Annotated in this window: 13 protein-coding genes; 12 read left to right on the top strand and 1 reads right to left on the bottom strand. The window is 52.2% G+C overall.

Going from position 1 to position 15978, the window contains the following annotated elements; all coding sequences use genetic code 11:
- Positions 1 to 21 precede the first annotated feature (21 nt).
- Positions 22 to 1098: an alpha/beta hydrolase gene (locus tag ACSSVF_RS00350; protein WP_492404591.1), complete on the bottom strand. Its 1077-nt coding sequence runs from the start codon at positions 1096 to 1098 to the stop codon at positions 22 to 24.
- A gap of 408 nt (positions 1099 to 1506) precedes the next feature.
- Between ACSSVF_RS00350 and ACSSVF_RS00345 the strand changes: the two genes are divergently transcribed.
- The 12 genes from ACSSVF_RS00345 (at position 1507) to ACSSVF_RS00290 (ending at position 15958) form a co-directional block, all read left to right on the top strand.
- Positions 1507 to 4545, top strand: coding sequence for an ExeM/NucH family extracellular endonuclease (locus ACSSVF_RS00345; RefSeq protein ID WP_492404590.1), 3039 nt, complete (start codon positions 1507 to 1509; stop codon positions 4543 to 4545).
- Between the two features lie 113 nt (positions 4546 to 4658).
- On the top strand, positions 4659 to 5426 hold the full coding sequence (locus tag ACSSVF_RS00340; protein WP_492404588.1) for a PEP-CTERM sorting domain-containing protein: 768 nt from the start codon (positions 4659 to 4661) through the stop codon (positions 5424 to 5426).
- 49 nt (positions 5427 to 5475) lie between these two features.
- Positions 5476 to 7773, top strand: a complete 2298-nt coding sequence (locus ACSSVF_RS00335) for a bifunctional metallophosphatase/5'-nucleotidase (RefSeq protein WP_492404587.1) — start codon at positions 5476 to 5478, stop codon at positions 7771 to 7773.
- Positions 7774 to 7803: 30 nt separating this feature from the next.
- A complete protein-coding gene (locus tag ACSSVF_RS00330) occupies positions 7804 to 8325 on the top strand; it encodes a PEP-CTERM sorting domain-containing protein (RefSeq protein ID WP_492404586.1) in 522 nt (173 codons plus the stop codon).
- 210 nt (positions 8326 to 8535) lie between these two features.
- The gene (locus tag ACSSVF_RS00325) at positions 8536 to 10173 is read left to right on the top strand and encodes a DUF2341 domain-containing protein (RefSeq protein ID WP_492404584.1); all 1638 of its coding nucleotides are present in this window, start codon (positions 8536 to 8538) and stop codon (positions 10171 to 10173) included.
- Positions 10174 to 10182: 9 nt separating this feature from the next.
- Positions 10183 to 10593: an ExbD/TolR family protein gene (locus ACSSVF_RS00320; protein WP_492404582.1), complete on the top strand. Its 411-nt coding sequence runs from the start codon at positions 10183 to 10185 to the stop codon at positions 10591 to 10593.
- 2 nt (positions 10594 to 10595) lie between these two features.
- A complete protein-coding gene (locus ACSSVF_RS00315) occupies positions 10596 to 11000 on the top strand; it encodes an ExbD/TolR family protein (protein WP_379054434.1) in 405 nt (134 codons plus the stop codon).
- Positions 11001 to 11003: 3 nt separating this feature from the next.
- Positions 11004 to 11720 (top strand): TonB C-terminal domain-containing protein, encoded by a 717-nt coding sequence (locus ACSSVF_RS00310; RefSeq protein ID WP_492404580.1) that lies wholly within the window; start codon positions 11004 to 11006, stop codon positions 11718 to 11720.
- Positions 11721 to 11802: 82 nt separating this feature from the next.
- A complete protein-coding gene (locus ACSSVF_RS00305; RefSeq protein ID WP_492404578.1) occupies positions 11803 to 13434 on the top strand; it encodes a putative porin in 1632 nt (543 codons plus the stop codon).
- Between the two features lie 9 nt (positions 13435 to 13443).
- Positions 13444 to 14115, top strand: a complete 672-nt coding sequence (locus tag ACSSVF_RS00300) for a hypothetical protein (protein ID WP_492404576.1) — start codon at positions 13444 to 13446, stop codon at positions 14113 to 14115.
- Positions 14116 to 14166: 51 nt separating this feature from the next.
- Positions 14167 to 14853: a CAAX prenyl protease-related protein gene (locus ACSSVF_RS00295; RefSeq protein WP_492404574.1), complete on the top strand. Its 687-nt coding sequence runs from the start codon at positions 14167 to 14169 to the stop codon at positions 14851 to 14853.
- Positions 14854 to 14974: 121 nt separating this feature from the next.
- A complete protein-coding gene (locus ACSSVF_RS00290; RefSeq protein ID WP_492404573.1) occupies positions 14975 to 15958 on the top strand; it encodes an EpsD family peptidyl-prolyl cis-trans isomerase in 984 nt (327 codons plus the stop codon).
- Positions 15959 to 15978: the final 20 nt, after the last annotated feature.

Genomic DNA, 15978 nt, shown 5'->3' with positions numbered 1-15978 from the left:
GTTAAAGCTAGCTTGAGCGTATTAAGCCTTCGCAAATGCCTTGCGCAATTCAGCGATCGCAAATACTTGTGCTTCCCTGGCTTTGGCAACCACATCCGCCATGCCAAAAAACTCATGCACAACACCGGTGTAGTGGCGATAAGCAACGGGTACGCCGTCACTTTCCAGGCGTTCGGCAAACTCTTTGCCTTCTTCATACAGCGGGTCGATCTCGGCCGTGATCACGGTGGCAGGTGGCAAGTTTGCCAGTGAGCTGGCTTTATCCGGCAACGCGTAAGCGCTGTAGGCATCGAGTGGTTCGCTGTAATGCTTGAAGAACCAGTTCATCATGGCGGCGTTCAAGGGTTTAGCATTGGCATTATCAATGTAGGATGAGTTAAACACATTGTTGTTCACCAGTGGATAAATGAGCAGTTGGTGTACAGGCAGCGTCACATCTTTATCGCGAGCCATCAATGACACCACCGCTGCCAGGTTACCACCGGCACTTTCACCAGCCACGGCAATACGCTTGCGGTCACCATTGAGCTCTTCCGCATGCGTCAGCAACCATTGGTAAGCTGCAAACGCTTCATTCGGTTGGGTAGGGAACTGGTGTTCCGGCGCCTGATGGTAATCCAGCGATACGACGATGGCCTGCGCACCTTGCGTCAAGGCAATGATAGAACCCTCATAAGTTTTGGTGTCTGCAATCACAAAGCCGCCGCCGTGGAAATACAGGATCACAGGGAATGGCCCATCGCCCACCAATGGCGTGTAGACCTGAGCCGGTATACTTCCTACCGGCCCACCGGGGATGCTGATAGTGGTAGAAGTGAATAATTGCGCCCGTGGCGGATGACCATTCTCGGTCAGGATTTTCTTAACTGCATCTGTAGGCGTAGGTTGCTGGCGAGCCTCTTCAGGCGACAAAGTCTCAATCGGCTTGCCACCCAGGGATACCAGCGCGTCTATCACTAACTGCATATCCGGATCTGCCTTTGGTGGTTCGCCACCAATGGCTTTTTTAATCGCCTCAACCGGGGCCGAGCCTTCAATGGCAGGAATAATCCCGGCTACTTTATTGAGTATCGGATCGCTTCTTGAAGTAGTTGTCATGATTTGCCTTTCTTATTCAATCGGGTGGGTAATCGTGTGAACCCCTACCTTAGCTGCATCGTTTTCCTGTTCCTATCAGGCATCGCACCAATTTGCTGTAGGACAAGCTTTACAACGATTTCATACGCCTATTGAAACAGTGGTTGTTTAGGACAGGCCATCCGTAAGTCTTCCGCTTGCACCTTGCATGGCAAGAATAAGGTTTTGCTCATTTCAATGAGGATTGGCCGGATGACTAGTCTTAAGGTCTGGTCGTTGACCCGAAAATGTATCAATCGCACCTGTTTTTAGATCATTCCCTAGTCCGACCTACCTAGTTTTGTGGCGGCAAACTTAATAAATCACCCACTGTAAATTGATAAATTAATCAGGCTTTTATTCAAGTCAAAAACTTGCGGAGTCTGAGAAATGAAATTAAAAAAATTACAGTGGGTGCTGGCCTTATCAGGTTTGGTACAAATGAGCCTGTCAGCACAGGCGGGCGTTGTCATCAGCCAGATCTATGGCGGTCAGGGCAACGTCTATAACCAGGATTATGTGGAGCTGTTCAATAACGGCACCGCTGCAGTGAATATCGGTGGCTGGTCTGTGCAGTACAGTAGTGCCACCGGTACCGGCAACTTTTCTGCCAACGGCGTGACGAGCTTGTCCGGCCTGTTACAACCGGGCCAATATTACCTGGTGGGCCTGAGAAGTGCAGCCAATGGTTTAACTTTCACGGCGGATGTCAGCAACAATGCTACCGACATGAGTGGCACTAACGGCAAAGTCGTGCTGGTGAATAGCAGCACAGGGCTGGCCTGTAATGGCGGTTCAGCCGTTTGCAGCCCTGCACAGCTGGCACAGATCGTAGACCTGGTAGGTTACGGCAGCGCCAATTTCTTTGAAGGTGCCGCGGCCCCTGCCATCACTGGTAGTACGGCATTGTTGAGGAAAAACAATGGCTGTCAGGATAGCAACCAGAACGGCAGTGATTTTGTGACTGGTGCCCCTGCGCCACGCAACACCAGCAGTGCGGTGAATGTGTGCGGTAGCGGCCCGGTGGGCAACCAGCCGATTGTGACCTCTTGCCCGGCAGTCACCTTGCAAGTAGGCGAGGCCGGTTCGGTATCACTGCAAGCGACGGATGCTGACAGCATCGTCAATGCGGCGACCTTGTTAGCCACTGCCCCTGCAGGTGTCAGTTTGAATAACGTTATTGCTGCGGGTAGCGACGGCCAGTCAGCCAGTGCCAGCCTGCAACTGGATGGCAGCCTGCCAGCCGGTGTTTACGCGGTAGATGTGCGCTTTGCCAATAACGAAGCGCAAACCGCGACCTGCAGCGTCAATGTCACAGTGCAAAACAGCAGCATCACCCGTATTTACAACATTCAGGGCAGTGGATTGGGCGTGGCTTCAGTCAGCCCGCTGAATGGTCAGAACGTCACCACTGAAGGAGTGGTTACCGCTGTGTTCCCCGGCCTGAACGGCTTTTATATCCAGGATGCTACTGGCGATGGTAACCCGCTCACTTCAGATGGCATTTTTGTCTACCTGGGGACTGGCGTAACACCGACTGTCACGGCTGGTCAAAAAGTACGTTTGGCAGCCACGATTACCGAGTTCAACACCATTACCGAGCTGATCAATATCAGCGGCCTGCAAGTGTTGAGCAACAACAATGTCATCCTGCCAACCGATATCAGCCTGCCGGAAGTCACTGAAGGCGATCTGGAGGCTTACGAAGGCATGCTGGTACGTATCACTTCACCACTGACCGCTTCGCAGAACTACTTCCAGGGCCGTTATGGACAAGTAACCCTGTCTGCTGAAGGCCGTATGATCAAGCCGACCAATATCCACCCGGCCAACTCAGCGGCTGCGGCACAACTGGCGGATGACAATGCGCGCAGACGCCTGGTGCTGGATGACGGCAGCAGCGTGCAGAACCCTAACCCGATCCCATTTATCGGTGAGGACAACACCTTGCGCGCCGGCGATATCGTTGAAAACCTGGTCGGTGTGATTGATCATGGGTTGATCACGGCGTCTAACCCTGGCCCACGTGATTACAAACTGCATCCAACCCAGGCCGTGAATTTCACGCGTGACAATGTACGCACAGCCACACCGGCGCCTGTTGGTGGTAATTACAAAGTGGCCAGCTTCAACGTGCTGAATTACTTCACCACCTTTACCAATGGTGCAACTGCCAGTGGCCAGACCGGACAGGGTTGTCGCCTGGGCAGCAGCGTGACTGCTTCAAACTGCCGTGGTGCCAATAACCTGGTGGAATTCAACCGTCAGCGTAACAAGATCATACGCGCACTGACAGCCATCAATGCCGATGCGGTTGGTTTGATGGAGATTCAGAATAACGGCACGGTGGCGGCACAAAACCTGGTCGATGGCCTGAATGCCGTATTGGGTGCCAATACCTATGCGGTGATCGCTGATCCGGCCAGTGGTACCGGTACCGATGCGATCAAGGTGGCGATGATTTACAAGCCAGCCCGCTTGACACCAACGGCAGGTGCCTTGTCTGACAACAACAGCATCAATAACCGTCCGACACTGGCGCAAACCTTCCAGGCTGCCAATGGTGAAAAGTTCTCTGTGCTGGTGAACCACCTCAAGTCCAAGAGCTGCTCAGATTCAGGTGGTGCAGATGCTGACCAGGGTGACGGCCAGGGTTGCTATAACACGCAACGACTCGCACAAGCCAACCAACTGGTGCAATTCATCCAGACCGTTAAAAACCAGGCCAACGACCCGGATGTGCTGGTGATCGGCGACTTGAATGCCTACGGTAAGGAAGACCCTGTGCTGGTGCTGGAAAACGCCGGTCTGCAAGACCAGATCGCACGTTTCAATGACCAGGCCGGTTACTCCTACGTGTTTGATGGTGAATCCGGTTACCTGGACCATGCACTGGCAAACGCCGATCTGGCAGCGCAAGTGACTGGCACCGTGCACTGGCATATCAACGCCGATGAGCCGTTCGTCATCGATTACAACACCGAGTTCAAACCGCAGGACCTGTACACAGATTCCCCATACCGCTCTTCTGACCATGATCCGGTGATTGTCGGTCTGCAACTGGTGAAATCCGTGCAAGGCGGTAACCAGCGCGACACCCTGGTGGGCACGCCAGGTGACGATGTGCTGACTGGTGGCCTGGGTGCTGACACCTTGACCGGTGGTGCTGGCCGCGACCTGTTTGTGTACCAGAGCATGCGTGACGCGATCGATACCATCACCGACTTTACGCCTAATGAAGATCAACTGGATATCCGTGAACTGCTGCAAAGCATCGGCTACCAGGGTTCGCAGCCATTCGATGATGGCGTAGCCCGCTGGGTCAGCGTAAGTGGCGGTACACAACTGCAGATTTCAGCCAAGCCACTGGTGACCCTGAGAGGGGTGACACCGGCAAACCTGAATGCCCAGCGCGACGTACGTTGGTAGGCAGGTGCAGGTAGGTTGAATGTAATAAGCCGGCGTGACTAAAGCATCGCGCCGGCCATTAAAAAACCATGAAAAAAGTTGTTATTCAAATTTATATCGAGAGAGGATTTATCATGAAAAAATTCAGTTTGATCGCAGCCTTGTTGCTGTCTACGCAGGCCAACGCGGCCTTGAATGCCGGTGACATTATGTTCACTTCTTTCAACGCCGATGAAGATGGCCTGTCATTTGTGACGTTTGTTGATATCGCCGCCAACACCCGTATCTACTTCAGCGATAACGAGTGGACCGGCAATGCATTCAATAGTGGCGAAAGCTACAACCAGTGGGTTTCCAGTAGCGTAGTGACCGCTGGTACCGTGGTGCGTTTTTCAGACTACGACAAAAACACCCTGGTAGCTTCTACCGGCGTATTGACTCGCGCTACCGTGAGCGGCAACAGCAACTGGGGTCTCTCAAACTCAAATGAAACCGTGTATGCCTATCTTGGTACTGGCGCGACTGCACCAACGACATTCTTGTCCGCGATCACTAATGGCAAGTTCGCTACAGATGGTTCTTTTACCAATACTGGCCTGAGCAAAGGCGTGAACGCTATTGAACTGACTGCTAAAGCCGGTGCTTCCAGCGAGCCAGACTATGCCGAGTACAACGGTGTGCGCAGTGGTTTGAGCAGCTTTGAGGATTACAAAGCACAGGTGGCTAACGTGAACAACTGGAATGTAGACACAGTGAACAACAGTGTTTCAGTTGGTATTGCGCCTAATACAACCGCATTTACCGTAAGTGCTGTTACGCCTGTACCAGAAGCAGACAGCGTAGCGATGTTGCTGGCTGGTCTGGGTGTGCTGGGCCTGGTACGTCGTCGCCAATCACGTTAATACTGAAAAAGAGTGCCGTGATTGTTCGCGGCACTCCATGGAGAAGAATATGTTTAAACTGAAACAATTGACTGCATGCGTGGCTCTGGCATTCACTGCCGGTGGTGCCTGGGCAGAAGGTGTGACTGTATTGCACGTGGGTGACCAGGAAAGCTGGTTGTTGTCTGCACAAGGTAACTTGCGCGATGACGCTGGTCAGGCTATTTCATTTTACGGTGGTGTTGACCGCCTGGCCGCTGTGATTAAAAATGCCGAAACAGCAGCAGTGGCTCAAAACCGCACGGTATTAAAACTGAATGCCGGTGATGCATTTTTACCTGGCCCACGTTTTACTGCCAGCCTGAATAACCTGGCTAACAGCTTTACCGATGGTGGCCAGGATTTTTACGATGCCATCGCCCTGCGCCAGATTGGTTTTGACGCCATGGTGTTCGGTAACCACGAGTTTGATCTCGGCCCGCAAGTGGCTGCCCGTTTTGCCAAAGTATCCGGCAGCACTTATCTTTCCAGCAACCTGAATTTTAACGCGACGTCTGAATTCAGTGCCTTGAAAGCCAGTGGTAAAGTAGCGCCTTCTAAAGTCATCACAACTACAGCCGGCCATAAAATCGGCCTGGTCGGTGCGACGACGCCATTGCTGCCTAATATCTCCTCCCCAGGTGCAGTGAATGTCATTGGTTATGACGCGAATAATACCGAAGCACAAAACCTGCTAGCACTGATCCCGCTGATCCAGGCCGAAGTCACCCGCCTGCGCAGCGAAGAGGGTGTGACGACCGTGATTTTAATGAGCCACCTGCAAAATGCGGCTAACGAAATCAGTATCGTTGTGCCAGCACTGACAGGTGTTGACCTGGTGTTATCCGGTGGCGGCCATGAGTTGATGGTGGATCCGGATGATGCGCTGATCAACGGTGGCGTCGCTGCGACTTTCACTTCACATCCAGTGAATGCTGTGGATGCGCATGGTAAAACAGTGCCGGTATTAACCAGCCACTTTGGTAATCGTTATGTTGGTCAGGTGAATTTCAGTATTGATGACACTAGCGGTCAATTTGTGGCGATCGAATCCAGCAAGATGATGCGTGTGACCGGTGCGGCTGCCGATGCAGACCGTGTTGCCGGTGATGCAACGATCAAAGCCCAGGTAGTGACACCAGTGCAGAACTACATTTCTGTATTGAATGCACAAATCATTGGTACTACAGCAGTGAAATTGAACGGCCCGACACATACCACATGCGCAGCCTTGCCATGCACGTTTGTTGCCGGTGTACGTAACGCTGAAACCGGCCTGGGTGACCTGGTAGCCGATGCGATGCGCTTTGCTGGTAAAACCGAAGTCGCCATCCAGAACAGTGGTGGTATCCGTACCAATATCGCTGCCGCTGGCAATGTGTCTGTGGGCGATACCTTCAATATCCTGCCATTTACCAACCTGGTCAAACGCGCACCAGCCGTGAATGCGACGCAATTGAAAGATCTGCTGGAACATGGTTATGGCGATACCAGCCCGACTGGTCGTGCCAATGGCCGTTACCCGCAGATTTCCGGCATGCAAGTGGTTTACAACAGTAACAATGTTGCCCGAACCACTAAAGGCACCGGCAACCGCGTGCAACGCGTGGTACTGGATGACGGCACCGTGCTGATTGATAACGGCGTAGTCGTCAACAATAGCCGCAGTTTCTCTTTCACTACGATTGATTTCACGGCTGCAGGTGGCGATGGTTTCCCTTTCGCTGCTAACAACGTGGTATTTGAAGATAGCCCCTTCACCATTACTTACCAGGAAGCATTGGCCAACTACATCCAGTCACCCAAAGCAGAAGGTGGCCTGGGTCGTTTGAGTAATGCCGATGGCGATGAGATCACGGTGAACTATTACGGCCTGGAAAACCAGTATGACAAAGGTGGCCGCCTGATTGACCTGGCGATTGCGACTACTACCCCCGGCGTGACACGCACTGGCACTGCCAACCGTGATGTACTGGTGGGCACTGCTGGCGATGACATCATCACCGGTGGCCTGGGCGTGGATACGCTGACTGGTGGCGCGGGTAATGATGTATTTGTCTACAACAGCATACGTGATGCTGGTGACACCATCACCGACTTTACCCCTTATGCCGACAAATTACAGTTAAGCGCATTGCTGGCTTCACTGGGTATCTCCGCCAACGTTGCGATAGCCGAAGGCTACATCACGCTGCTGGATGTGACCGGTGGCGTACAGGTGCTGGTGGATACCGATGGCATAGCAGGTCCGGCCACAGCTAAAACACTGGTGACCCTGAAAGGCCTGACCGCGAAGCAAGTGGCGCCTGCCAGAGACTTTATTCTTTAATTTTTACGATTAATTCTTTTAGAGGAACATATGATGAAATCTTTGATTAAAAAAGCAGCATTGATCGCGCTGTTGAGCAGCGTATTACCTGCACAAGCGGCCATCCAGTCATGGCAACTATCTGGCCAGGTTGATTCCGGTCACTTCAACGGCACTTCCTACAACGGTCAATTCAGTTTTGATGACGCAGGCCTGCTGGCTTCTGGCACTGAACTGGTAAACCTGGATAGCCTGCAATTCAACTTCGGCAGCACCCTGTTCAATCTGGGTAGCCCTGCCGTGACAGATGCGATTGCAGTATTCCAGGATGGTATATTCACCGGTATCGAGTGGGGTGTAGATGCGACTAGCCCGGCCATCGGTTTTAGCCTGATTGCAGGCTCGTCAAATACATCCGAGGCATTCTTTGCCTACGACACACCACTGGGCTTGTCAGGTGCAGGTAACGTAAATTACGCATTGTCCGCGGTACCTGAGCCTACGCAATCCAGCCTGGTATTCATGGGCCTGGGTGTGATCGGTTACATTGTGACCCGTCGCCAGACAAAATAGCCATTTTCCTCCAGCCTGTGTAAGCAGGTCTAAATGTGCTTTAAGCCCGGGTTGATCCCGGGCTTTTTTTATGAAAATAAAAAAACTAGTCCGGCTAGTCCGTTCTTAATTTCTCTGCCACATTCACTCTATAGACTTGCACCTCGAATTAACTCGACTGCGATGGATATGAAGAAGTCTACCCTTGGTTTAATAGCCAGCCTCTGTTTGATGACCCTTGCTTTACCAGCGAAGGCCGCCTGGAATGCAGACTGGGCCACACAACAAAAAATCACCATAGACACAGCCAACGTGAAGGAGGCCGTGAACCAGGCGCCTGTGCTGATACGTTTGCATTCGGGGAATTTTGATTTCACCGGTGCCAATGTCGATGGTTCTGATATCCGCTTTATTGCAGCTGATGACAAAACTGAACTCAAATTTTCACTTGAAAAATATGATGCAGTGAACGAGCTTGGTGTTGCCTGGGTGGTATTGCCGCAATTGTCCTCTGCCAATAAAGACCTGGCGATCAGCTTGTATACCGGCAATGAATCAGCCAAGGCTGGCAGTGATGCACAGGCACTGAATGACCCGGCGCTGGTGGCACGCTTCGCCTTCTCGGAAAACGCTTTGCTGAAAGATAGCGGCGCTAACCAGTTGACTGCTACTGGCAACGCGACCCAACAAAAAGCCGGGCTGATCGCAGAAAGCGCTGTCCTCAATAACAGCCCACTTACGATTACTTTGCCAGCCGCACCAGCGTTGGCAAATGGTGCGACCTGGTCAGTTTGGTTAAAAACGGCCAGCCTGCCGCAAACTGCCACAGTATTTAAAACTGGCAATATTAGCCTCAAACTGGACGGCAACACGCTGGCCTTGCAGGCCGGTGCAGCCAATACACGTGGCGGCGAATTGAAGCCAGGTCAGTGGCAGCATGTGGCACTGGTGTTCCAGGGTGGCCAGGCTATTGTTTATATCAATGGTCAATCGGTTGCCCAGGTAGCTGCCAGTGATGCACAAGCGGCGACTACGTTGACGGTTGGTGAAACATTGACTGCCGAGATTGATGAATTGCAGCTGGCATCCACTGCGCGTAGTGCTGCCTGGCTGGGCCTGGTCGCGCAATCGCAAGGGGCAGATGCCAACCTGGTGGTCGTTACCCCGGCAGGTGAGGGTGGTGCTGAAGAAGAGGGTGAAGCCAACTACATGGGCATTCTGATCGACAGTTTGACGGTCGATGCCAAAGTAGTGATCGGCATCCTGGCCGTGATGTTCTTGGTCAGTGTCTGGGTGATGTTCAGCAAAGCGGTGCTGGTCACACGTACTGACAAAGACAATGCCCTGTTTTTACAACGCTTCCAGAAAGCCTCTGCTGATGATTTGCTTAAGCTGGATGGCGCGGGCAATTATCCGAATTCCACCCTGTTTGGTTTATACAAGGCAGGTCTGCGTGAGATCAGGAAACGTGAGCATGATGGCAAAGTGTCATTGAGCGGTGCATCCATCGATGCGATCAAGGCTGCCGTAGATGCCGACCAGGTCCGCGAAACGCAGCGCATGAACAGCCTGATGGTATTACTGACCATCGCGATTTCCGGCGGCCCTTTCCTGGGTCTGTTAGGGACGGTGGTCGGTGTGATGATTACCTTTGCCGCGATTGCCGCCGCGGGCGATGTGAACGTGAACGCGATTGCACCGGGTATTGCCGCTGCGTTGCTGGCGACTGTGGCCGGTCTGGCGGTGGCGATTCCAGCCCTGTTTGGTTACAACTACCTGGCCAGCCGTGTGAAAAACATCACCATCGCCATGCAGATTTTTGTCGATGAGTTCATTACCCGTACCGCTGAACTGTACGGTAAGGAATAAGGCAGCGCGATGTCAGAAGGCGTCAAGGAAGAGAACCAGCTTTACGATGAGATCAACATTACGCCCATGCTGGACCTGGCGTATGTGTTGCTGGTGATTTTTATCATCATGACCACCGCTTCAGTACAAGGCGTCAAAGTAGAAATGCCGCATACCGTGAATTCTGCCGCATTAGCCAAACCGCAAATGCGCGCAATCACCGTCACCAGTGATGGCAGTGTCTACCTGGATGCTTTCCCTGTCGATATGGCGCAGCTGGAGCAACGCCTGGCGCAATACAAAGGCAGCAATCCTGAGCTGCCTGTGGTCCTCAAAGGCGATGCTGCCGCGCATTACGAAAAAATCTCCGAGGTGCTTGAAATCTGTAAGCGGCTGGATATCACTGAAGTCGGCCTGGTCACCAAAAAGGTTGTGGAATAAACATGCAAGTTCAAAACGACGCACAACCTTACGACACCATTAACATCACGCCCATGCTGGATCTGGCGTATGTGTTGCTGGTGATTTTTATCCTGATGACCACTGCGGGTGTGCAAGGCCTGACCATGAATCTGCCCAAGCCTTCCAACAAGCCGAGTACCGAAAAACACGACCTCAAAATCGTGCAGGTACAGCAGGGTGGCACGCTGACGATCAACGGTGTGGGTGTGAATATGGCTGAACTGGAAACCCAGCTCAACCAGGCCAAGGCCATGGACCCCAAGGTGAATATTATGATCAAGGGTCAGGCGCAAGCGCCGTATGCGGGCGTGATTTCTGTGATCGACCTCGTCAACCGGCTGCAAATTGAAAATGTCGGCCTGGTCACGGGCAAGATCGGGACCTAAGCCATGGCCATACATGAACTAGAGGATATATCCGAGGCTGTGCCGCCCTCTGCGGCACGTGTCTGGATCACGCGTATTGCGATTGTGTTGCTGGTGCTGGCAGTACTGGCCGGGATTGGTTATGGCATTAAAAAACTGTTTTCTGGCGGCCAGCCGCATAAAAAGCAGATCACGACCGTGAAGCTGCTGCCAGATACGCCGCCCCCTCCGCCACCCCCGCCGCCTAAAGAGCCTCCGAAAGAAACACCCAAGGAGCAGCCAAAAGAAGCGCCTAAAGAGCCTGAGCCCAAGCCAGTAGAAGCGCCGCCTGCCGAGAGTTTGAAGATGGAAGGCGCGGCTGGCGATGGACCTAGTCCGTTTCAGTCAGGGGCGGTCAACAATGAATACAAAGGTGGTGATGTGACCACTGGCCCCAAAATCGGTGGCAAAAAGAATATGGCCGCTTTTGCCTGGTTCACCGGCAAGGTCGATGCACAAATTAAAAAAACACTGGCCGCCGAGAGTGGGCTGAATAAGACCAAGTACCAGGTAGAAGTCAGGGTGTTTTTAAATGCACAGGGCGATATAGACCATGCAGAGCTGATTGATTCCACCGGTGACAAGGAAACCGATGCCCTGATCCGCAAGGCATTGGCTGGTGTGCGTCCGATAGGGGAATCCGCACCTGAAGATATGCCAAGAAAAGTGGTGATCCGGGTGACTTCACAAAATATGTCTTGATCGTGAGCTGCCGTAACAAATGCAGGCATGGCTTTCAAGCGCTCAGGCAGTTGCAAAAGATAAGGGTAACAAGGGAAAGATAATGAAAATGAAAGCAAGAAACTGGGTGATTCCCATGATGGTGGCGGCCATATTCGGCTCGCAGACCGACATCGCAGGTGCCAGTGAGCGTGAATCACTGGAAGAAGTGCGTGCGACGACCATGAGCCTGATCGAGCTGCTGGTGCAGGAGGGCGTGCTTTCAAAAGAAAAAGCAGATGCCTTGCTAAAGCAGGCGCAGCTGGCTAAGCAAAAAGCGAAGGAAGAAGCGGAAGCCGCAGCTTCGCAAGAGGGCGTTGTCGCGGAGAAAACGGCTGAAGGCCAGCCTAAAGCGATTCGTGTGCAATATGTGCCCGAGCATGTCAAAAACGAAATGCGTGCTGAAATCGAGCAGGAAGTCATGAAAAAGCTCAATTACAAGGCGGGTGAGCGCCTGGGCGTGCCTGAGTGGATAGACCGCATTGAGTGGACCGGTGAGTTGCGCCTGCGCTATCAGGAAGATATGTTCAGCGAGAATAATGTGATTCCTGGCGTGCTGTCGTCATCATCAGTGCGAAATGTGGTCGTCAATAACTCAACCGAAGACCGCGAACGCCAGCGTATACGTGCATTGTTCGGCGCAAATCTGCATATCAATGACTGGTTGACCGGTGGCATCCGCTTCCAGACCGGTTTGCTACAGACGCCAGTGACGCCCAACCAGACCGAGGGCTTTTCACAAGGCAAGTTTGTGTTCGGCCTGGATAGGGCGTTTCTTGAAGCGAAACCCTATGACTGGCTGACGCTGACGGGTGGCCGTTTCGCCAATCCGTTTTTCACCAGCAACCGTACCTTTGGCACGGATCTGATCTGGGACCCGGATCTGGCATTTGATGGTTTTGTTGCGAGTGCAAACCCGGTCATTAACAAGAATTGGAAGCTATTTTCCAATGTGGGTGCGTATCCGATTGAAGAAATTGAAAGCTCTAATACCAATAAGGCGAAAGATAAATGGCTATATGCTGCACAGGGTGGTGTGGAGTGGACCTCAAGCAATGATAGCAAGGTGAAACTGGGCGTAGCTTTCTATGACTTTAAAAATGTAGAGGGTGAACTCAATCCAGTCGGTGATCCGACCAGGTATGCGGGCACCGTGCCGCTCTGGCGCCAAAAAGGTAACAACACCTTTAGTGTCGATGGTTTGAATGCGAACCAATGTGGCTCAGGCGGCCCTTGTGGTTTAGCTTCACAGTTCCAGCTGATTAATTTCACCGGTGAAGTAGACCTGGCAGCATTCGATCCGGTGCATGTCATTTTGCATGGTGCTTATGTGAAAAACATTGGTTTTGATGCACAGGAAATTGCGCGCCGCACCGGCACGGCATTGGGTACTTATAAAGAAGAAAACGAAGGCTACGAAGTTTCCCTGATGGTGGGCCATCCAGCCATTAAAAAGCTGCATGACTGGCAAGTGTTTGGCGGCTATCGCAGATTGGAAGCGGATGCTGTCATGGATGGATTCACTGATTCCAACTTCCACCTGGGCGGCACAGATGCCAAAGGTTTCTTTATTGGCGGGCAATATGGCATCGGTAAAAATGCCTGGCTATCCTCACGCTATATCAGCACGGATGAAATCACTGGCTTGCCGTTCTCGGTGGATACGTTCTTCGTCGACTTGAATGGCAGATTCTAGGAGCGCGGCATGAAACTCATCACAGCGATCATTTTGGGTGTTTTCCTGGCTGGCATGCATGCATCTGCGCTCGCGGCTGAAAAGCAGGACAAGGCAGCTAAACGCGCCGCGATTTTGATGCAGAAGATGAAGCAGGATATGGAAGCTGAAAAAAGCGCCCTGCAGACGGAGTTTGAACAGGAAAAGAAAACGATGTCTGACGCGTTAAGCCACGCACAAACTGCGGAGCGTGCGCATTCTGCAAAACTGCAAGGCCAGGCAAAACGCGCGCAGCAATTGCAGGCAGAGGCGCAGAAGCTGGGCAGTGAGAAGGCAGCATTGACCACCCAGTTACAACAATTGCAATCACAGCTGGCTGAACAAACAAAGCGTCTGGAAGCCACCGAGCAGCAATTGAAAGTAGCCAGGGCTGATCTGGACGTCAATGATATGCAGCGCAAAAAACTGGTCAGCCATGTGAGTGCAGAACATCAGCAGCGATTGTCATGTGAAGAGAAAAACAGCCGTCTTTATGCTTACGGCAATGATTTGGTCGGCCTGTATGCAGATGCCAGTGCTTACCGGAAAGCCATGCGTGATGAGCCGTTCTTTCAACTCAAACGCGTCGAGCTTGAGAATCTTTTGCAAAACAAACGCAGCCAGCTGATTGAAAATAAAGTTGATACAATAGCAAGCCCCTGACCATGTGCGGTGGTTCAGGAGGTTCCGTTATTTTGAGTATTGGCTGAGCCCATGTTTCTTCAACTGCAATCCCTGTTTACCCTGCATGAGCGTGCCAGGATTTATCCGTTCATCGGATTTATCCTGTTGCTCGCCTGCGAGCCTTTGCTTGCCTCAGGCCTTCATTGGCTAGGGTTAAGTTCACAGCCGACCTACCTGTTGCGCACGCTGGCAGCGGTCGCGTTGTTGCTGTATTACCGCCGCGACTATATAGAGTTGTCGGTAGCGCCCACTTTCTATCAGGGTGTGATCGCCATTTTGAGCGGGCTGCTGGTGTTTGCGATATGGATATTGCCTTATCCCGAATGGATGGGCGGATACGTGGCAGGCGATAGTAAAGCGATGCCCATGGCCGATGCGGTGGATATGTTCTGGTTGATTTGTCGCTGGAGTGGGTCTGCGCTGGTGGTGCCTGTGATCGAAGAGCTGTTCTGGCGCGCCTATTTGATGCGCAGGCTGCAGCATCCCGAGTTCATGTCAGTCTCACCGGCCCATGTGGGTACTTATGCAGTGCTGGTAAGTAGCGTATTATTTGCCATCGAACACCAGCTCTGGCTGGCCGGGTTGTTGGCAGGTTTGGTCTACGCCTGGCTATACCGTCGCTTCCAGGTGCTGTGGGTCCCGGTACTGGCCCATATGGTGACCAATGCCGTGCTGGGCGCATGGGTATTGGCTAGTGGGCAGTGGCAATACTGGTAAATGAGTGTGGTAACATACATTGTGAACAATAGAGCATACCAAAGCTCAGGTGACGTACAGAGCATCTCTCTGGCGCGCTATAAAGCATAAGCACAATTTAGATGAATTTTATTAAAGGGTGATGATGAAAAAAATTGCATTAATCGTACCGGCACTGATGCTGGTCATGGCCGGGTGCAGCAAGCACGAAGAATCCGCCAAAGGCTCTACGCAAGTAGTTGCCAAAGTGAATGGCGATGAAATCACAGTGCATCAGCTGAACTTCGCACTTTCCAAAGCAGGCAAGATTGATCAGGCACAACTGAAGCCTGCTTCAGAAAAAGTCCTGCAACAAATGGTGGATATCGAGCTGCTCAAGCAAAAAGCGCTGGATGCCAAGCTGGACCGCGATCCAAATGTGTTGCAGGTATTGGAAGCAACCAGGCAACAGCTGTTAGCGCAAGCTTACATGCAGAAAGTGGCTGCCAAGCAAGCCGCGCCATCCAGTGACCAGATCAAGAAATTCTATGATACGCATCCTGAGTTGTTCAGCGAGCGTAATGTCTATGTGATTCAGGAATTCGTCGTCAAAGATGGCAACCAGCATGCCAGCGAGATTGAAGCGGGCATTAATGCTGCCAAAACCGGCGATGACCTGGGTAAGTGGTTGAAAGACAATAATTATGTCTTCAATGCCAATGCCAGCAGAAAAGCCGCCGAGCAATTGCCGCTTGATCTGCTGAAAAAGCTGAACACGCTTAAAGCCGGTGATACGCTGATTGTCAAAGGTCCTGATGCACTGGTGCTGCTGTTCCTGGCCAAAGTAGACAGGCAACCTGTTGATGTGGAAAAAGCCAAGCCGGTCATTCAGCAATACCTGGTGAACTCCGGTCAGCAGACGCTGATTAAAAATGAAGTGGCCGCTTTGCGCAAAGAAGCAAAAGTAGAATTCTATGGCGACTTCTCGAAATTGACACTCAATAGCAGTGAAACAACAGTGCCTGCCTCAGCAGCCCCGGCTGCCGCCAAAACAGAGGCGCCTGCAGCACTGCCAGCGTCACCAGCTGAGGCAACGCCTAAGCCTACGCATGATAAAGCCATTGAAAAAGGGTTGTCAGGGTTGTAATTGCTTATCTAGCAATGTGC

It is taken from the genome of Methylophilus sp. E2MeOHC9 (assembly GCF_058744375.1).
Note: the sequence above shows the minus strand (reverse complement) of the source record. Positions and strands in the feature narration are given on the sequence as shown.

Excerpts from the sequence above, each read along its gene's own strand:
- ACSSVF_RS00350 (WP_492404591.1), bottom strand. The coding sequence starts at position 1,098 with ATGACAACTACTTCAAGAAGCGATCCGATACTCAATAAAGTAGCCGGG.
- ACSSVF_RS00345 (WP_492404590.1), top strand. The coding sequence starts at position 1,507 with ATGAAATTAAAAAAATTACAGTGGGTGCTGGCCTTATCAGGTTTGGTA.
- ACSSVF_RS00340 (WP_492404588.1), top strand. The coding sequence starts at position 4,659 with ATGAAAAAATTCAGTTTGATCGCAGCCTTGTTGCTGTCTACGCAGGCC.
- ACSSVF_RS00335 (WP_492404587.1), top strand. The coding sequence starts at position 5,476 with ATGTTTAAACTGAAACAATTGACTGCATGCGTGGCTCTGGCATTCACT.
- ACSSVF_RS00330 (WP_492404586.1), top strand. The coding sequence starts at position 7,804 with ATGATGAAATCTTTGATTAAAAAAGCAGCATTGATCGCGCTGTTGAGC.
- ACSSVF_RS00325 (WP_492404584.1), top strand. The coding sequence starts at position 8,536 with ATGACCCTTGCTTTACCAGCGAAGGCCGCCTGGAATGCAGACTGGGCC.
- ACSSVF_RS00320 (WP_492404582.1), top strand. The coding sequence starts at position 10,183 with ATGTCAGAAGGCGTCAAGGAAGAGAACCAGCTTTACGATGAGATCAAC.
- ACSSVF_RS00315 (WP_379054434.1), top strand. The coding sequence starts at position 10,596 with ATGCAAGTTCAAAACGACGCACAACCTTACGACACCATTAACATCACG.
- ACSSVF_RS00310 (WP_492404580.1), top strand. The coding sequence starts at position 11,004 with ATGGCCATACATGAACTAGAGGATATATCCGAGGCTGTGCCGCCCTCT.
- ACSSVF_RS00305 (WP_492404578.1), top strand. The coding sequence starts at position 11,803 with ATGAAAATGAAAGCAAGAAACTGGGTGATTCCCATGATGGTGGCGGCC.
- ACSSVF_RS00300 (WP_492404576.1), top strand. The coding sequence starts at position 13,444 with ATGAAACTCATCACAGCGATCATTTTGGGTGTTTTCCTGGCTGGCATG.
- ACSSVF_RS00295 (WP_492404574.1), top strand. The coding sequence starts at position 14,167 with ATGTTTCTTCAACTGCAATCCCTGTTTACCCTGCATGAGCGTGCCAGG.
- ACSSVF_RS00290 (WP_492404573.1), top strand. The coding sequence starts at position 14,975 with ATGATGAAAAAAATTGCATTAATCGTACCGGCACTGATGCTGGTCATG.